This is a genomic window from Wolbachia endosymbiont (group A) of Sturmia bella (assembly GCF_964030905.1).
Classification (GTDB): domain Bacteria; phylum Pseudomonadota; class Alphaproteobacteria; order Rickettsiales; family Anaplasmataceae; genus Wolbachia; species Wolbachia pipientis.
Map to the genome: position 1 here is coordinate 810,368 of NZ_OZ034988.1, position 16,728 is coordinate 827,095.

Consider the following 16,728-nt stretch of genomic DNA (forward strand, 5'->3'; position numbering starts at 1 on the left):
ATTTTTTTGTAAATAAATGCTATGCAAGCAGCAGACACTGGGATCTCAACGATTTTCACTCAGACACAGTATCACTCCTTTGCTTATTATAGTCTTTTGACCTTTTTAAGATACAATCCGGATTGGATACTGAGTTGGTGAGTATAAAAGTATAGCTTCTACGTCATACCGCTGCGGTATCTCTTAGCCGCTAACAAGTAGCGGGATGACGATTGTCGGTGAATCTAAGTTACCTTAACTACATTTCTAGCTGTAACTATAAATGTATGGATTTTTTATCGTGCCATGTTATAATTAACGTCTTGCTAAAAATTAAATATTGATGAATGAACTAAGAAAGTTAAGTATTACACAAATGCATGACGGGCTCAAAAAAAAGAGTTTTTCTGCCGTTGAACTCGTAGAGGCGCACATCAGTGCGGTTGAAAATGAGAAATTAAATGCATTTATAACAAAAACCCCAGAGATAGCAATGAAAGCTGCTAAAGCTGCAGATGAACATTTCTCTAGGCAAAAGGATGATTTAATCTCGCCGCTCATGGGTGTACCAGTTGGCATCAAAGATCTATTCTGTACAAAAGGAATAAAAACAACAGCATGCTCAAAAATGCTGGAAAATTTCGTTCCGACTTACGAATCTACGGTGTCTGACTTGCTTTTAAAAAGTGGAGCAGCCATGCTCGGTAAGCTTAATATGGATGAATTTGCTATGGGTTCTGCGAACACAAATAGCTATTTTGGCCCTGTTGAGAATGTGTGGATTAGAAAAAGCGATGGGGAAAAAGTTGTTCCTGGTGGATCATCTGGTGGATCTGCAGCATCGGTGGCTGGATTTTTATGCGCTGGAGCACTAGGGAGTGACACCGGTGGATCTGTGCGCCAACCAGCAGCTTATTGTGGAGTGGTTGGAATAAAGCCAACTTATGGAAGATGCTCGCGTTTTGGTATGATTGCATTTGCGAGTTCTCTAGATCAAGCAGGAGTCATTACTCGTTCTGTCTCTGATTCAGCATTAATGCTGGAAGCAATCTGTGGCTATGATACAAAAGATTCAATATCAAGCGAAAAGCCAGTGCCTAAATTTTCTAGCTTTATAAATGGTGATGTCAAGGGTAAGCGTATTGGTATACCAAAAGAATATAGGATGGATGGAATTTCAGAGGAAATAGTCCATAATTGGGAGAAAGTTGCTTCCTATTTAAAAGAAAATGGCGCTGAAGTTGTTGACGTTACTCTGCCACATACTAAATATGCAATACCAGTCTATTATTTAATTTGTTCTGCTGAAACTTCATCCAATCTTGCTCGTTATGACGGTGTGCGTTATGGGTTCAGGGTTGATGCTGATACCCTTGAAGAAATGTATTCACTAACAAGAGCAGAAGGTTTCGGTAAAGAGGTGAAAAGAAGAATTTTAATTGGCGCTTATGCGCTTTCCTCAGGTCATTACAATGAATATTACGAAAAAGCACAGTGTATCAGGGCATTAATCAGAAATGATTTTATAAAAGCGTTTGAAAAAATAGATTACATACTTGTGCCATCTGCTCCAACAGAAGCTTTTGGCTTAAATGAAAAGCCAGATCCGCTAATTATGTGCATCAATGATGTGTTTACTGTGCCGGCAAGTCTGGCAGGATTGCCTGCTATTTCTGTTCCTGTTGGGCTCTCCAATGAGGGTTTACCACTTGCCTTGCAAGTGATTGGAAATTATTATGATGAAGCTGGAATATTAAATGTGGCAAGTGTGATAGAGCAAAATTGCGGCAGAATAATTAGACCTCTTGCATAATCTATTTTTTGATAGTAATTTTTGCATTAAAATTTGCTTACGCTCCTCAACGTACTCTATGGTTCCATTTTTAGATGAATAGCAAAAACAGGGTATATTAATCTGTTTACAAAATTTTCGTGTAACAGTTCACACTTAATTAAACAGACTGAATTCTGTAATTTTGGGATGTTGAAAAATTTACCTCACGTTGTCATTCCAGCGCATAACGCTGAAATCCAGATTTATAGAAACGAAAAAACTTGCTTGACGTCTGGTAGAGACTCATGACCTTGAAACCAGCGATTTGGTCTCATAACCATAGTCTCCCCAAAAGAACCGTGCTTGCGGATTTCCCGCACACGGCTCCACAATACAGCGTTCACACTAGTGCTCCTGTGTATAAAGAAACATATACCTTTGGTTTTGGTAATGGATTTACTTTTAAATAGTGTATAAATTGTTCCCAATCCATACTTTTCTTTTGACTACGTCGGTTTATCCACTTAAATGCTAACTTTGTTACCGGTCGATAGAATTGAATCAAACACCGATAATTTCCGCTAACTCCGAAGTAGCTATAGTGTCCTGTTAGTTTGGCTTTAAGTTTCTGCCACCAATCTTTGAGACAGATACGACTTCGTACCATCTTCAACCATTCTTTGATTTCTTTAATCTTTCTGGCTAGGCTTATTTTTGAAGTTTTCTGCTTCATCATAAGTTTACCATTACGACTTTTTCCACAATAATGTGTAAATCCTAGAAAGTTGAAGCTAGCCGTCCTACGTTTCTCTCTTTCTGCTTGATACCATTCTTTCTTACCAAACTTTACTATTTTTGTTTTATTTTCAGCTATTTCCAACCCAAATTTACTTAGTCTTTGTTTCAGTAATTCTAGAAATTCTTTTGCGTCTTCTTCCCTCTCGCAGCCAACTACAAAATCGTCGCAAAACCTTATTAGCTGTAAATATCCTCTGGCTTTTGGCTTAAATTTCTTTTCAAACCATAAGTCCAGCACATAGTGTAAGTATATATTAGCTAATACAGGGCTTACTATACCACCTTGTGGTGTGCCTTGATCGGTTGCTTTATAACATCCAACTTCGACTATTCCTGCCTTTAGAAATCGTTTTATTAACCACAATAAATTTGGGTCAGCTATTCGTTCCCTTAGACAATTCATTAGCCATTTATGTTGAACATTATCAAAGAACTTCTTGATATCCACTTCTACAATATAGTTAATTGGTTTGTGCATAACTGCTTTATCTAGAGCGTTTATCGCCTGATGACAATTTCTTCCTGGTCGAAATCCATACGAGCTGTCCATAAAGTTTGCTTCATAAATATTTTCTAATATCTTCTTTAGCATTACCTGTACCAACTTATCTTCCGTTGATGGTATTCCGAGACCGCGCTTCTCTTTGCTCCCGGCTTTGGGTATGTATACCCTTTTCACTGGTAGCGGTTGATATTGTTTTCTCTTCATACTATCCACTAGTGTTTTAAGTTTCTCTTCTAGATTTTCTCCATAAGCTTCCACTGTCACACGATCTATACCACAAGCCTTGTTGCGTTTTAGTTCCTTATAACACTCTGCAAGATTCTCTTCATTAATCAAATGAACTAATGATGTAAATTTTACTCGCTTATCTTGCTTAGCCCTTACTGCTATCTGGTTTAGTTTTCCTTGCATACTCCTCTAATCTCTGTTGTATTGGTATAGCAATCCCTATACCAGTCACTATATTGCTAACCGCTTCCCCTTGTATGTGGCTTTCCCACACTCCGAGTACTATCAGTTAGTCCGACTTCCTTTGCATCTTCCTCCAGTCCTCGCCTTTATTGACTTGTTCCAGAGTACCCTTACAGGAATACAAAGGATCTCCCAAGTTCACGTAAGGTCCATCTCAACACATGACGCGGCCTTCGATCCCGATGAGGTGAGTAATATCTTGCCTTAGCGTTATTACCCATGTTGCCTTCCACCAAATGTAAAGTGTCAGCCCCCATGACGCGTGAATTACGGGACTCAATACCTTCACTTTCGTTGCACCCTATGTTGTCCATTCCATTAGCTTTACTACGCTCGTTACCTTACGCAGCATAATGGTTTGTTCCAGGTTGCCGGCTAAGCTTTACCCGTGTTGGATTTTCACCAACTGTTCCTTACGCACTTCTTGGCGCACACATTTTGCCAACCCCCTTATTATGATGTGTAGTACAATGATACAAATTAAGAATTCCCCCATCCTGTGCTGGTTCTTCGATCTGAAATCCTACTTCTACCTGATCACAACCAATGTTAATTTGTCCTATTAATGCTTTAATAATGCCGCGCTTAGTTTGCCAATCTAGCTGTTCCAGGTTCGATTTTACACTAGAATAAAAATTCTTTATGCTATTTATAATAAGACTTATTCCTTTTTCTACTGCCTTCTGATCAACTACCTTTTTTTTCTCTTCTTCTATCCCTTGTAAGCGTTCTTTCATTTTTCTCATTGTCTGTTTAAATTCTTCCTCGCTTATATATCCTTTCTCTCCTGCATTTTCTTGACTATAATAATCTTCCATTAATTTTTCGATACCTTCTTTTATTTGATTTTCTCTTCTTGCAAACTTTTTCTCTGATGATTCATCATTTTTATTTTCTAATACTCTACGTTGGTATTCCTTTTTTATCATCTCTGGGTTTTTTAGTACATCTTTCACCTTTTCCCATACTGACCTTACCCAGAAAAAGTGGAGAGAAAGAAAGGAGTTTTTTCGGGTAAAATAAAATTTTGGAGGATTAGAAATGGCAAGAGAATATACGGCAGAATTCAAATTGGAAGCTGTTAAGCTGGCAAATGAACAAAGAAAGGTAGGTCAACCAGTTGCAAAAGTAGTAAGAGATCTAGGAATAAGGGATAGTGTATTAGGAAAATGGATGAAGAAATATAACGAAAAAAAGTCAGCGGCAAATGCATTTCCAGATGTAGCACCTTATGACAAAGAGAGATTTGATTTACAAAGCAAGAGTAACAAGAGAAAGAGACATTTTAAAAAAAGCCCTGGCCAGTCAAAAAGAGTAAAATATTTTTTCATAAAAGAGCATAGTAAACACTATAAAGTGCAGGAATTATGTAGGGTTTTCTGCTAGTGGCTACTATAAGTGGACTACAAGGAAAATAAGCAGTAGAGAATCAGCAAATAAAGAGTTATTAGCAGATATTCAAAAAATATATCAAGCTTCTAAATGTAGATATGGAGCTCCTAAAATTCATGCTGAATTAAAGGCTTTGGGTAAAAGTTGCAACTTAAAAACAGTGCAAAGTATTATGCAGAAAAATGGTATTCAGGCTATATTGAGAAGAAAATTTAAAATTAAGAAACAACAAACGGACAGTAGCTCCCAATATATTAGACCAAAACTTTATTGTCGATCAACCAAATAAAGTATGGGATTACTTATATAAAAACCAAAGAAGGATGGCTATATTTGGCAACAATAATCGATCTATATTCACGCATGGTAGTTAATGAGCAGTTCAATAAATAAACAATTGGTTATGGACTCTTTATTAATGGCCGTTAACAAGCGTAAACCTGCCAAAAATCTACTATTACATAGTGATCAAGGTTCACAATATACTTCGCAAGGTTATCAATATCTCTTATCCATAAAAAACATAGATGAGTCATAAAGGTTGTTGTTACGACAATTCTGTTGTGGAAAGCTTCTTTAGCTCATTGAAAAGAGAAATACTTATTGATACTTCACAACACTCTGCTCAACAAACTAGAACTGCAATATTTGAATACATAGAAATTTTTTATAACAAACAACGTCACTATTAACTATTGCATTCCTGAGCATTTTGATTCATCATTCTCTTTGTGAAAAACATTCCAAACTTTCTCTCCACTTTTTCTGGGTAAGGTCAGTTTCCATTTGGTTCAAACTCGGATACAATTTCCCCAGAGCTGGGTAATCTCATACCAGAACCATCTGCTGCAATAAGTCTATAGCCTCTCCAACTCAGGTTCATCCTGATAGGCTGTTTGGATGCTTAAATTCTTGAAAGCCTGTATGGCAAATCTTATACCTTGCTTTAGAAAAAGCTTGCTTTGAGGGTACATGTCAATGGCTCCATAAGTTCACATTCTATTCCCAAACTTTTTTTAACTAACTTTAAAATCATAGAAAATACTGTCGAAAAAGGAAGTTTTCTTGTTCGTGTAAAACTCAACACAATGGATTTTCTGAAAAGTTTTCGAGTATATTGCATTTTTAATTTGTAAGATAAGATCTTTTCCTTTTTGCATGCCTCACCTAAAAAAGACACATTTTAAACTTTTTTGTTGCAATAAAATAGAAACAAAAGTGCTGTCCCTTGCACTCTTTGGATAATTTAATGATAAAAAATTTGGAGAGAAATTTTATACACTATCGCTGATATTTTTCCTTAAGTTGACGCCATTGCCTGAACGGATACATGACAAATCTATCGTTTATCAAATCGTCGGTAAGCCTAAAGCTATAGCCATTAAGCACGATAAAGAAAATCATTCATAATCGCTATAGCAACTAGTGTAGACACTTGACGTTCCTTGTGATTTGATAAATAGAGGTTTTTATCTGACTTCACAACAAGGGCTTCTGGATGACTTTGAAAGTGAACATTACCATGCTTATCTTCAATAGCCTCTATTACCCCCTCACTGGAAAATGCTGCAACTTTATATCCAAGTGACTCCAATTTTCTTCTATTTTCTGGTGTATTACTTACTGCTCCTGAATGAGCATCTGGAAAATATGTTGAAAACCAGCCATTTTCATTAGGTATTAGGAATTTGGCTACTACTTCTGCTAAACGACTATTTGGAACGATCTTTATCTGCTGGAGAGGTAGATCCTCTTTCTGTGGATTAGGTGCTGATTTTAAATGAGATCTTCGTTTCTCTTCATCACTCACAACACTCACTACTTCAATTCCCTTTGCATTCATTATGCCTTCACATATGCCAAGTAAATGAATTGCAGGGTTATCATCCACTATTTTTACAATTGCTTCAGTAACAAGCTGGCGACAAGGAGTGGGTGCTGAGTGTAAATTATCCGGAATAAATATTCTATTTATTTTGTGCTCTTTAACAAACTTTGCAACTTCAACTTTTATTCGGTCTAATGTTAGCTTCTTTGCCAATGTTTCATCTTGTTTTGCAAAGATAAGCGACTTTTCTTGGATTTCTTTTAAGTTAATTATTTTATTGTAGTCAATGAGTACGGTTTTAACTCCAAAGTTATTAAACATCTCGTAGATATTTTGAGATAGCCCAAGCTCATGTGCTTCTTCCGTTTTCAACAAACCAACAACTATGTCATTATTTACTGTATTTTCTGCCGTCAAGACAGTTGACGCTGGTTCTTCTTTTCTGGTTACATGTTGAGATGCCGGTTTTTCACTAACGCCAGCATAAGTAATATTGCTTAATAATAGAACTATAATTAATAAGATATTAAATAGTTTATTATAATATTTATATACTATGACTTGCCTCCCTAATATTTATATTACGATATAGAGTATTTTATAACAAAAAGGCAAGTTTGCCAAGAAAGAGAAGGTGGCCTGAGCAGGAATCGAACCAGCGACACAAGGATTTTCAGTCCTTTGCTCTACCAACTGAGCTATCAGGCCAACTGTATACTTTTATTTTTAGATAAAAAATGTTATTATGTCTATCAAAAGTTTTTAAAGTAGTTTATAAAAATAAAGGATGAACATTAATGACAAAATAGGAATCTACCCTGGCACATTTGACCCTATAACTTTTGGGCATCTTGACATAATCAAAAGAGCGTGTAAACTAGTCGATAAATTAATAATAGGAGTTGCAGAAAACGTTAATAAGCATACTGCCTTTGACACAAAGCTACGCACAAGCATGGCTGAAAATGAAATCAAAGGGCTAGGAATTGATGCAGATGTTATATCTTTTAATGGGTTGCTAGTGAAGTTTGCCAAAGAGCAGAATGCTTCTGTTATTATTAGGGGATTAAGAGCAGTATCGGATTTTGATTACGAGTTTCAAATGAGCTGGGTAAATTATAAACTTCTTCCTGAAATCGAAACCATATTTCTTCCTGCTTCTGAAGATACTCAATTTATCTCATCAAGCTTTGTAAAGGAAATAGCAAGATTAGGAGAAGATGTTAGCAAATTTGTATCAAAAGGTGTTCAAAACGAATTGATTAACCTGAATAGGATAAAAAATGGAGAATAGTGCTTGTTGTTTTTTATTTCTGAATGGGTATATTCAATATATAAAATGTTATAAGCTAAAGGGGCAGCATGTCAAAAGTGAGGGTTAATAATAGAAAAGTTTGTTGTCATGGTGATGAGAATGATGAGGGTTCCGGCCATCCATTAATATATTTAGATATGGGAGAAGAAGAGGAAATAGCCTGCCCTTATTGTGAAAAGACGTTTGTCCATGACTGCACTGTAGAAGCGGTTGGGGAGCTGACTAGGGATGAGCTCTAATGGCACTTCTGCAGACTTAGCTTATGTAAATAGCAATAAGAGGGGCAGTAAAAATGAAACTGTCCATACGGTCGAGCACTCCCCCATGGCCAGGTATCATATTTCCACTATCTTTAACACCGTAAGCTCTTTTAACAAGCGACTCAGTGAAATCGCCAAGTTGCGCTAGAATAGCAATTGCAAGGCCAATGATTGGAGAATAAAAAATTGAAAATAGACCAAAAAATATTGATCCAAAAATTGTGCACACTACTCCAGCTAAAATCGCACCAAGAAGTCCTGCCCAAGTTTTTCCAGGGCTAATAATTGGGCAAATTTTAGCTCCACCAAAATTCTTGCCAAACAGGTAGGCAGTAACGTCAATTCCCCAAATGGTTAAGACGAACCATACTAATGCGTATTTTCCCTGTGGTAGATTATATAAATATATTAATGAGGCGCTTGGTAGTGCAATCAATAATAATGCAAAAACGTATAAAATTTTGTTTCCCTGGGTTAGATTATACCATTCAAAAGAAGATAAAACTGCTATCGAAAAAATCAATAGGTAAAACGATAAATCACTGAAATATGTAGCAAAGGAAAATATGAATAATATTACTATTGAGGACAACATTCTAATTATAAAATTATTATCTACCATATTTTTTCTCTCTTTTTGTATAATCTTCTAATGCTTTACTCAAATCTTGACAAGAAAAATCAGGCCATAAAGTATCACAAAAATACAATTCAGCATAAGCTGCTTGCCATAATAAAAAGTTGCTTAACCTTTTTTCGCCGCCAGTGCGAATTAATAAATCCAATTTTGGCAAATCTTTAGTATACAGAAATTTTTCAAATTCCTCTTCTGATACATAAGCAATATTATCTTTTATAATATTGCTTATAGCTTGTGTAATTTCTTGCTTTGCTCCGTAACTGACTGCCACAGTGAGTAATAAACCATCGTTCTTATGTGTCATTTCTTCTGCTTTTTTAATTTGATCCAATATTTTACTGGGTAACAGACTTAAATTGCCAATAAAATTCAACTTAATGTTACAATTGTAAATGAAATTGACTTTATCTTCATTAGTTAAAACGGAGTAAAATAAATCAAATAGACAGTCAGTTTCGTTTTTAGGTCTAAGCCAATTCTCCATAGAGAATGCATACAAAGTTAAGTAGGGTATAGTTAAGTCCGTACAATACTTGGCAATATCGTATGCAACTTCACTGCCCTTTTTATAACCATCAATTTTTACCCTTCCTTGATTGTTCGCCCATCTACCATTACCATCCATAATAATTGCTAAATGTTTCGGTAAAGATTCTTGATTCAACATTTAAATTTAACCTAATTTTGACTTGAGTGAAATTTTTTGGATTTCAATGGACACCTGGAAGGTGTCAGCTACTTGCATGACAGGAAGAGAGTTACTGTAGTGACACCAATAGTTGATACTTGAATGCAAAATTGGTGTCATCCCAGTGCTCCGACACTGGGATCCAGGAAATTTGATTTCAAACAAGTGCATCAGATAGTTGTATAGTAAAGACTGGATTCCAGTGTCAAACACTGGAATGACATCATTTGCTATGTAAGCTTTCTCCATATCATTTAGTGATTCAGTATATCCTTTTCTTTGATGGACAATTCACCATCAATCTTTTTTATATTATCATCAGTAATATTTTGTATTTCCTTCTTAGCACCATGAAAATCATCTTCTGAGATTTCTTTATTTTCCTTCATTTTTTCTGTTTCTTCCATAATATCTCTACGTATATTTCTAATGGCAATCCGTGCATTTTCAGCAAACTGATGCAATAATTTCACTAATTTTTCACGGGTTTCTTGTGTCAAGTCCGGAAGAGCTATACGTATGGTGCTACCCTCGACAACAGGATTTAAATTCAGGTTAGCATTTAATATAGCGTTTTTCACTTCACCTACAACACTAATGTCCCAAACTTTAATTGATAGGGTTTTGTTATCTATAACCGAAACGCCTGCAACTTGATTTAACTTTTGATGCCCACCATAGATGTTTACAACTATACCATCAAGCAAAGATGCACTAGCTCTACCAGTGCGTACGCCTTTAATATCATCATGAAAGGACTGAATAGTTTTTAGCATTCTTTCTTTTGTTTTAGCTTTTATTTCATTTAACATAAATTACCTACTGTTTACAATCTGAAACTATAGTATAAGTACCTTGACCCTTAATAATATTGACTATTTTTTCTCCCTTCAAAGAAAAAACTATAATTGGAATAGAATTCTCACGAGCAAGTGAAATTGCTGATGCATCCATAACTTTTAAATCACGAGTCAATAAATCCGTGTAAGAAAGCCTATCATACATTACAGCATCCTCATTTTTTTTCGGATCAGCGGAGTATACACCATTTACTTGCGTACCCTTTAGAATAACATCACAATTCATTTCAACAGCACGTAAGGCTGCAGCTGTATCTGTAGTAAAAAATAGGTTGCCTGTGCCTGCTGCAAAAATTACCACTCTACCTTTTTCTAAATGACGAATAGCTTTCCTTCTGATGTAAGGTTCGCATACAGTGGCCATGGGTATTGCAGATAATACCCTAGAAGCTACTAAATTTTTTTCTAAAAAGTTTTGTAAAATTAAAGCATTGATTATAGTTGCAAGCATTCCAATATAATCACTGCTTGCTCTTTCACAACCACTTAAAGACGCAGATGTGCCACGAAAGATATTACCACCACCAACAACAATACATACCTGAACTCCAAGATTACAAACTTCAACTATGCCTTTAGATAACTCACCTATAGTCTCCATATCGTGACCAAATTGCTTTGATCCCATCAAAGCCTCACCAGAGATTTTAAATAACACCCTGGAATATTTTATTTCGCTTTTTTCATTTGTTGAAATAAACATTTTTTGCTATTTAATCTGCATCACCCAAAACAAGTAACTTGTAATTAGAGAGTTTAACAGCACTCAACTCGCTTGATTTTATAAAATCAGAAATCTTCATCTTATCATCCTTTATAAATTTTTGCTCCAGTAAAACAACTTCTTCATAGTACTTAGCCATTCGTCCATCTACTATTTTTTTTGCTACTTCTTCAGGTTTATTTAAGCTCCTCACTTGCTCTTCAATTATAGAACGTTCGTTGTTCAACTTCATTTGATCTAAATCATCTATAGACAAAGCTTCAGGCTTCATAGCAACTACATGCATAGCTATTTGTTTCCCAATCTCTTGTAGCTTCGCCTTATCACCAGATGATTGCAATGCAATTAAAGCACCAATCTTACCTAAGCCACACACATCACCATGTACGTAGCCAGCAATAACTCCATCCTTAGCTTCTAAGTAACAAAGCTTGCTTAACTCTAGCTTCTCACCAAGAACTGACGTACCATTCATAATAGCTTCCTGCACTGTGCCAATGCTTTCATACTTGGCATTTTTTAACTCATCAACGCTAGTACAGCGTTCTTGATGAGCAATTGATGCTAAATTTAAAACTAACTCTATAAATTTCTCATTCCTTGCGACAAAATCGGTTTCGCAATTGAGTTCAATCAATACACCACAATTTTCAGTCAAACACATAGCAACGAGCCCATCTGAAGCTACTCTATCAGATTTTTTGTCAGCTTTAGCAAGACCTATTGTACGTAACTTATCAACGGCTTTCTTAATGTCACCATCACATTCTTCTAATGCTTTTTTACAGTCACTTAAGCCAAGCCCTGTTCTATCACGTAATTCTCTTATATCATCTGGATTCATCTTCATTTGTTACTACCTACCTTTCTTCTTCTTTGTAAACTTTACTACGTCTCCTTTTAGTTTGCACAATACCATCTTCTTTTTCTTGAATAAACTCATCACCCCTTATATCATCAATCTTAACTCCAGATTTTGCTAGACTAGACTCTATTCCAGCTAATATAGAGTCGGTAGCTAATTTACAATAGAGCTCTATTGATTTTCTTGAGTCATCATTTCCAGGTATTAGATAAGTAATACCATCTGGATCAGAATTAGTATCAAGTATTGCAACTATTGGAATTCCTAACTTCTTAGCCTCCTTAACCGCTATATGCTCTTTATTAGTATCAATGATGAATAAGATATCAGGAATTGCTCCCATTTCTCTAATACCGCCAAGCGCCTTATCAAGCTTTTGCTTTTTCTTTTCAATGTTTCCCAATTCTTTCTTTGTTAAAATGCTATCCTCGTCATTTAATATTTTCTCATATTGCATCAAGGTTTTTATCGAAGAAGAAACAGTGCCCCAATTAGTAAGCATACCACCAAGCCAACGATGATTCACATAATATTGACCACAACGAATCGCTTCACTTGCAATAATATCAAAAGCTTGAAACTTTGTACCAACAAATAGAATGCGACCACCTTGAAATGCAACGTCATATAAAGCCTTCATGGCCACCTGTAGCAATGGTAGTGTTTTTCGCAAATCAATTATATGTATACGATTTTCTTGATGCACTCCATATATGTATGGAGCCATTTTTGCGTTCCAGCGACTAATTTTGTGACCAAAATGTACACCAGATTCAGCTAAATCACGCACAGTGACTTTAGGCAAATTTGTCATATATCATTCCTCCAAATAGTTTATCTTCCATGGCATAACCCTAATGGGACTACTTGTACAAGCCATGTGTGAAATTAAATTATTTACATAGTAATAGAAAAGACAGCAAAGCGCAAACAAAAAATATTGACAAAGGGCAACATGTTTATTAGCTTTAAAGTTGAAGCCCGAAAATGCTAAAAAGAAATTAGGGGGGTGTAGCTCAGTTGGTTAGAGCGCATGCCTGTCACGCATGAGGTCGTGAGTTCAAGTCTCATCACTCCCGCCATATTAGTTTTAGCATAACTTAGAATTCGCAGTATTATTGCCGGTATTGAGAAACGCCTTCACCAAACTTGACATGGCATGGTATTGTAATTAATACTTAAATAGGTTTGTTTTTATCATTAACAATTAGGATTAAATATGCTCATTTCTGAAGTTTTTGCAGCAGATGCAACTAGCAATACATCAAGTATCGGCGCATCTTTTGCTAGTTTTATTCCACTGATTTTAATATTTGTGGTATTTTATTTTCTCATTATTCGCCCGCAACAAAAAAAACTAAAAGAACATAGAAAGATGATAGATCAAATAAAACGTGGTGATACAGTCATTACTTCTGGTGGAATAATAGGTGAAGTTAATAAAGTTGATGAGGCAAATGCACAATTTATAATAGAAATAGCACCAAAAGTTGAGATAAAAGTTCTAAAGTCCGCTATATCTGAGGTTTTAAGCAAAGAAACTCAAAAAGTAGCAGCTAAACCAATTAAAAAGGTAAAATCGAAAGAATGATAAAAAGAATATAAATCAACCAGTAATAAAGGCAAAAATGCTTAACATGTTTAGAAAAAAGTTTGTTTGGTGATCCATTTGTGTGCGGAATATTTGGTGTAGTAAGTAGCGGTGATTCAGTAATACCAACCTTACTAACTGGGTTACAAAAATTGGAATATAGGGGATATGATTCCTCAGGTATAGCAATCATAAATAACGAAGGTAAGATAGAAGTCAAAAAATCAGAAGGTAAAGTCGAAAGGTTATGTGAAGTTGTTGATGACAGCAAGATGTCTCACAGTACAGTTGGTATAGCACATACTCGCTGGGCTACACATGGAGTCCCAGGCCTTAAAAATGCTCACCCCATTCGTACAAATAATGTTGTTGTTGCTCATAACGGCATAATTGAGAATTACAATCTGCTAAAAAAGGGTCTAGAAGAAAGGGGCATGTCATTCCATACTGACACTGACACAGAGATCATACCAAACATGCTAACCTTATATCTTGATGAAGGATTGTCGCCAATTGATTCTCTATTTAAGTGTTTAAACAACTTACATGGCTCATTTGCCTTGGTCTTATTATTTGCAGAATATCCAGACGCCTTATTTGTTGCGAAGAGAAATTTGCCTTTAGCAATAGGCTATAACTGTAACACAGTGTTTGCTGCATCTGACTCTAATGCTTTAAGTGCATTTGTGGAAAGAATATCGCATTTGGAAGATGATGACATTGCAGTGATAAAATCTAGTGGAGTTAGTATATACAACAATGGTACACAAGTTAAACGCAGTATAGAAAATAGTAGTCCAAGTGATTTTCTAATTAGCAAAAATGGTTACCCTAGCTTCATGTTAAAAGAGATTTTTGAGCAACCGCGTGCATTAAACAAAACAATAAATCAATTTTACAAGCAATATAAAGAGGTAATATTTGCTAACAAAAAATTGTTTTCTGAGCTGAGTTACATTACTATAGTTGGATGCGGGTCATCTTATTTTGCTGGGCTAATAGCAAAGTATTGGCTGGAAAATGTCGCTCAAGTTCGAGTATATCTAGAAATCTCATCAGAATTTAGGTATAGCAACGTCAAGCTGGAAGAAGGCAGCATTGGGTTATTTATCTCTCAATCTGGTGAAACTGCAGATACCATAGAAGCGCTGCGTTATGCAAAATCACAGAAGCAAACAATCATTAGTATAACTAATACATTTAGCAGCAGCATTGAAAAGATCTCAGATATTGTGTTACATACTCTTGCTGGGCCAGAAATTGGTGTTGCTTCAACAAAAACCTTTTCTGCGCAACTTGCAACTTTAGCATGCTTTGCCGTGGAGCTTGGAAAAATAAAAGGTGTACTGGGTGGAGAGAGAGTAAAACAGCTAAGCAACGCTATTAACTCTATTCCCGAGTATGTTGAGCACGTTTTGAATGTGATGAAAATACAACATATATCGGACAGTATATTAGAACACAATAACGTTATTTTAATCGGCAGAGGAAGTTCATACGGAGTTGCAATGGAAGGCGCATTGAAAATAAAAGAGCTTTCATATATCAATACAACTGGTATTGCAGCGGGAGAAATGAAGCATGGTTCTATTGCTTTAATAGACTCTACTGTGCTTGTTATAGCAATTATCCCTTATGATGATTTATTCTTTAAAACGCTATCTAATATACAAGAGATTATTGCAAGAAAAGGCAAAGTAATTGCCTTCAGTGATAAACAAGGAGCGCCATTCCTAAGGGGAGTTTGCGCAGATGTGGTGCAACTTCCAGACACTGATAATTTTATCTCTCCAATCATCTACAGTGTTGCTATGCAATTCCTTGCTTACTTTACTGCAGCAAAAAAAGGGTTAGATGCAGATTGTCCAAGAAATTTAGCTAAGTCTGTCACGGTTGAGTAGTCCATTTAAAGTTAAAGCTAAACTTCTAATTAAGGTGACCAGACTGCATTCTGTGATTTTTAGCAAAACACGATACACAATCGTCATTCCGCTACTTGTTAGCGGAATCTATGCCGAGATACCGCGGCGGTATGAAGGTTCGCGGTGGTATGACGGTTAAGTAATTCGTCATCCCGCTGCTTGTTAGCGGGATCTAGAGATACCGCGGCGGTATGACGGTTCGCGGCGGCATAGCTATCTTCAAAAATATGGTTGAATAGTTGTTAATAATAGTGTATAATTATTAATATTTTTAAGCACTTTGGCTATGGCTTTATCTAAGTTTCTCGACCCTAAGCTGGATTTAACCTTCAAAAAAATATTTGGCACTGAAAAAAATAAGAATATTCTCGTACATTTTTTGAATGATATTTTAGGGTTTACCGAGATAAATACTATACAAGAAGTGGAATTCCTCAGTACTATAATGGATCCTGAAATTGCCTCTGATAAGCAAAGTATAGTTGATGTTCTTTGCAGGGACTCTAGTGGGAACAGGTATATAATTGAGATGGTGCGACCTGAAAGCCTTCGGTCATATTGTTTAAAAGGAGAGGAATTCATTCAGAAAGAAACTGAAAGGATTCTAAAGCTTATTGAACCAGATGTTTTGCCATCTGAGTCTACGCATCAGTGCGAATTGGGTAACCAGTTGGTGCCGAGCGACGCGGACAATGAACCTCCTCTTGATAAAGAAGATGCTCAATCGTGAGAGAAAGCATAAACTACAAGCATCATGTGGTTGGAGGGCTAGGCTTAGTGGTATGGTGAACGTAAGTGAAGCTTCATAAGTATCGTAACGATTAAAGAGCTAAAGATGCTGATAAGCTCCGACCAAAAGGTAATGTGACATTTTTCATTTCTGGATGTACGCAAATCACCGGTATAGAGAAGCCACCTAACCCACTATTGTATGACAAAAGGAACAGGATAAGCCTGTATTTTCGCCTATATGGCAGGCAACCCGCAAGGAATGCTGATGGATGTGCAGGTAAAGGATAATGGAGAAAGCGAATGCCATTTTGTAACGAAATGGATAGAATTTGTAACATTAATTCGCGTGAAAACGAGCAGACTTCCATTTGGTCCCTCATGACA

17 protein-coding genes, 2 tRNA genes and 3 pseudogenes are annotated in these 16,728 nt (G+C 36.0%); 9 read left to right on the forward strand and 13 right to left on the reverse strand.

Annotated elements, in window-relative coordinates; all coding sequences use genetic code 11:
- Positions 1 to 322 precede the first annotated feature (322 nt).
- Entirely contained in the window at positions 323 to 1,792 is a 1,470-nt protein-coding gene (gene gatA, locus ACQH3L_RS03710) for an Asp-tRNA(Asn)/Glu-tRNA(Gln) amidotransferase subunit GatA (RefSeq protein ID WP_010962643.1), read from the forward strand.
- Between the two features lie 361 nt (positions 1,793 to 2,153).
- Here gatA and ltrA read toward each other — a convergent pair whose 3' ends face one another.
- From ltrA to ACQH3L_RS03725, 3 genes are all read right to left on the reverse strand, one after another.
- Positions 2,154 to 3,467, reverse strand: coding sequence for a group II intron reverse transcriptase/maturase (gene ltrA, locus ACQH3L_RS03715; protein WP_006280268.1), 1,314 nt, complete (start codon positions 3,465 to 3,467; stop codon positions 2,154 to 2,156).
- Positions 3,430 to 3,558, reverse strand: a complete 129-nt coding sequence (locus ACQH3L_RS03720) for a hypothetical protein (RefSeq protein WP_255324786.1) — start codon at positions 3,556 to 3,558, stop codon at positions 3,430 to 3,432. The genes ltrA and ACQH3L_RS03720 overlap by 38 nt, the downstream gene beginning before the upstream one ends.
- 382 nt (positions 3,559 to 3,940) lie before the next feature.
- Positions 3,941 to 4,483: a hypothetical protein gene (locus ACQH3L_RS03725; protein ID WP_245994758.1), complete on the reverse strand. Its 543-nt coding sequence runs from the start codon at positions 4,481 to 4,483 to the stop codon at positions 3,941 to 3,943.
- An 85-nt stretch (positions 4,484 to 4,568) separates the two neighbouring features.
- Here ACQH3L_RS03725 and ACQH3L_RS03730 point away from each other — a divergent pair.
- A pseudogene (locus ACQH3L_RS03730) lies at positions 4,569 to 5,654 on the forward strand (IS3 family transposase).
- Between the two features lie 46 nt (positions 5,655 to 5,700).
- Here the strand turns inward: ACQH3L_RS03730 and ACQH3L_RS03735 are convergent.
- The 3 genes and pseudogenes from ACQH3L_RS03735 to ACQH3L_RS03745 all read right to left on the reverse strand — a co-directional run.
- Positions 5,701 to 6,079, reverse strand: a pseudogene (locus tag ACQH3L_RS03735) (IS4-like element ISWosp8 family transposase); the annotation flags it as partial.
- A 221-nt stretch (positions 6,080 to 6,300) separates the two neighbouring features.
- On the reverse strand, positions 6,301 to 7,164 hold the full coding sequence (locus tag ACQH3L_RS03740; RefSeq protein WP_022626263.1) for a gamma-glutamyl-gamma-aminobutyrate hydrolase family protein: 864 nt from the start codon (positions 7,162 to 7,164) through the stop codon (positions 6,301 to 6,303).
- Positions 7,165 to 7,382: 218 nt separating this feature from the next.
- Positions 7,383 to 7,455 (reverse strand) — tRNA-Phe (locus tag ACQH3L_RS03745).
- A 79-nt stretch (positions 7,456 to 7,534) separates the two neighbouring features.
- Between ACQH3L_RS03745 and coaD the strand changes: the two genes are divergently transcribed.
- Entirely contained in the window at positions 7,535 to 8,041 is a 507-nt protein-coding gene (gene coaD, locus ACQH3L_RS03750; protein WP_006279325.1) for a pantetheine-phosphate adenylyltransferase, read from the forward strand.
- A gap of 68 nt (positions 8,042 to 8,109) precedes the next feature.
- Positions 8,110 to 8,301, forward strand: coding sequence for a zinc-finger domain-containing protein (locus ACQH3L_RS03755; protein WP_006279326.1), 192 nt, complete (start codon positions 8,110 to 8,112; stop codon positions 8,299 to 8,301).
- A gap of 16 nt (positions 8,302 to 8,317) precedes the next feature.
- Here ACQH3L_RS03755 and ACQH3L_RS03760 read toward each other — a convergent pair whose 3' ends face one another.
- From ACQH3L_RS03760 to rpsB, 7 genes are read right to left on the reverse strand one after another with little or no spacing between them, the layout of a single operon-like run.
- Positions 8,318 to 8,944, reverse strand: coding sequence for a phosphatidate cytidylyltransferase (locus ACQH3L_RS03760; protein ID WP_010082212.1), 627 nt, complete (start codon positions 8,942 to 8,944; stop codon positions 8,318 to 8,320).
- Entirely contained in the window at positions 8,934 to 9,629 is a 696-nt protein-coding gene (uppS, locus tag ACQH3L_RS03765; RefSeq protein ID WP_425384622.1) for a polyprenyl diphosphate synthase, read from the reverse strand. The genes ACQH3L_RS03760 and uppS overlap by 11 nt, the downstream gene beginning before the upstream one ends.
- A 6-nt stretch (positions 9,630 to 9,635) precedes the next feature.
- Positions 9,636 to 9,899 carry a hypothetical protein gene (locus ACQH3L_RS03770; protein WP_010962657.1) on the reverse strand — a complete coding sequence of 88 codons (264 nt, stop codon included), beginning with the start codon at positions 9,897 to 9,899 and terminating at the stop codon, positions 9,636 to 9,638.
- Between the two features lie 5 nt (positions 9,900 to 9,904).
- Positions 9,905 to 10,462 carry a ribosome recycling factor gene (gene frr, locus ACQH3L_RS03775; protein WP_010962658.1) on the reverse strand — a complete coding sequence of 186 codons (558 nt, stop codon included), beginning with the start codon at positions 10,460 to 10,462 and terminating at the stop codon, positions 9,905 to 9,907.
- Positions 10,463 to 10,469: 7 nt separating this feature from the next.
- Positions 10,470 to 11,207 (reverse strand): UMP kinase, encoded by a 738-nt coding sequence (gene pyrH / locus ACQH3L_RS03780; RefSeq protein WP_425385012.1) that lies wholly within the window; start codon positions 11,205 to 11,207, stop codon positions 10,470 to 10,472.
- Positions 11,208 to 11,223: 16 nt separating this feature from the next.
- Positions 11,224 to 12,084 carry a translation elongation factor Ts gene (gene tsf / locus ACQH3L_RS03785; protein WP_070356839.1) on the reverse strand — a complete coding sequence of 287 codons (861 nt, stop codon included), beginning with the start codon at positions 12,082 to 12,084 and terminating at the stop codon, positions 11,224 to 11,226.
- A 10-nt stretch (positions 12,085 to 12,094) separates the two neighbouring features.
- The gene (gene rpsB / locus ACQH3L_RS03790) at positions 12,095 to 12,913 is read right to left on the reverse strand and encodes a 30S ribosomal protein S2 (RefSeq protein WP_425384623.1); all 819 of its coding nucleotides are present in this window, start codon (positions 12,911 to 12,913) and stop codon (positions 12,095 to 12,097) included.
- 191 nt (positions 12,914 to 13,104) lie between these two features.
- Between rpsB and ACQH3L_RS03795 the strand changes: the two genes are divergently transcribed.
- The 5 genes and pseudogenes from ACQH3L_RS03795 to ACQH3L_RS03815 all read left to right on the forward strand — a co-directional run bounded on the left by ACQH3L_RS03795 (position 13,105) and on the right by ACQH3L_RS03815 (position 16,726).
- Positions 13,105 to 13,181: transfer RNA gene (locus ACQH3L_RS03795), tRNA-Asp, on the forward strand.
- 137 nt (positions 13,182 to 13,318) lie between these two features.
- Positions 13,319 to 13,690, forward strand: coding sequence for a preprotein translocase subunit YajC (yajC, locus tag ACQH3L_RS03800; RefSeq protein WP_010081840.1), 372 nt, complete (start codon positions 13,319 to 13,321; stop codon positions 13,688 to 13,690).
- 80 nt (positions 13,691 to 13,770) lie between these two features.
- Positions 13,771 to 15,591: a glutamine--fructose-6-phosphate transaminase (isomerizing) gene (gene glmS, locus ACQH3L_RS03805; RefSeq protein WP_425385013.1), complete on the forward strand. Its 1,821-nt coding sequence runs from the start codon at positions 13,771 to 13,773 to the stop codon at positions 15,589 to 15,591.
- 307 nt (positions 15,592 to 15,898) lie between these two features.
- Positions 15,899 to 16,144 (forward strand): annotated as a pseudogene (locus ACQH3L_RS03810) (PD-(D/E)XK nuclease family transposase); the annotation flags it as partial.
- A 438-nt stretch (positions 16,145 to 16,582) separates the two neighbouring features.
- Complete coding sequence (locus tag ACQH3L_RS03815) at positions 16,583 to 16,726, forward strand: hypothetical protein (RefSeq protein ID WP_173862902.1); 144 nt, start codon at positions 16,583 to 16,585, stop codon at positions 16,724 to 16,726.
- The last annotated feature ends 2 nt before the right edge of the window (positions 16,727 to 16,728 follow it).

Coding starts and splice junctions, on each gene's coding strand:
- ACQH3L_RS03760 (WP_010082212.1), bottom strand. CDS start 8,944: ATGGTAGATAATAATTTTATAATTAGAATGTTGTCCTCAATAGTAATA.
- frr (WP_010962658.1), bottom strand. CDS start 10,462: ATGTTAAATGAAATAAAAGCTAAAACAAAAGAAAGAATGCTAAAAACT.
- gatA (WP_010962643.1), top strand. CDS start 323: ATGAATGAACTAAGAAAGTTAAGTATTACACAAATGCATGACGGGCTC.
- ACQH3L_RS03770 (WP_010962657.1), bottom strand. CDS start 9,899: ATGGAGAAAGCTTACATAGCAAATGATGTCATTCCAGTGTTTGACACT.
- ltrA (WP_006280268.1), bottom strand. CDS start 3,467: ATGCAAGGAAAACTAAACCAGATAGCAGTAAGGGCTAAGCAAGATAAG.
- tsf (WP_070356839.1), bottom strand. CDS start 12,084: ATGAAGATGAATCCAGATGATATAAGAGAATTACGTGATAGAACAGGG.
- coaD (WP_006279325.1), top strand. CDS start 7,535: ATGAACATTAATGACAAAATAGGAATCTACCCTGGCACATTTGACCCT.
- ACQH3L_RS03815 (WP_173862902.1), top strand. CDS start 16,583: ATGGCAGGCAACCCGCAAGGAATGCTGATGGATGTGCAGGTAAAGGAT.
- yajC (WP_010081840.1), top strand. CDS start 13,319: ATGCTCATTTCTGAAGTTTTTGCAGCAGATGCAACTAGCAATACATCA.
- uppS (WP_425384622.1), bottom strand. CDS start 9,629: ATGTTGAATCAAGAATCTTTACCGAAACATTTAGCAATTATTATGGAT.
- ACQH3L_RS03755 (WP_006279326.1), top strand. CDS start 8,110: ATGTCAAAAGTGAGGGTTAATAATAGAAAAGTTTGTTGTCATGGTGAT.
- rpsB (WP_425384623.1), bottom strand. CDS start 12,913: ATGACAAATTTGCCTAAAGTCACTGTGCGTGATTTAGCTGAATCTGGT.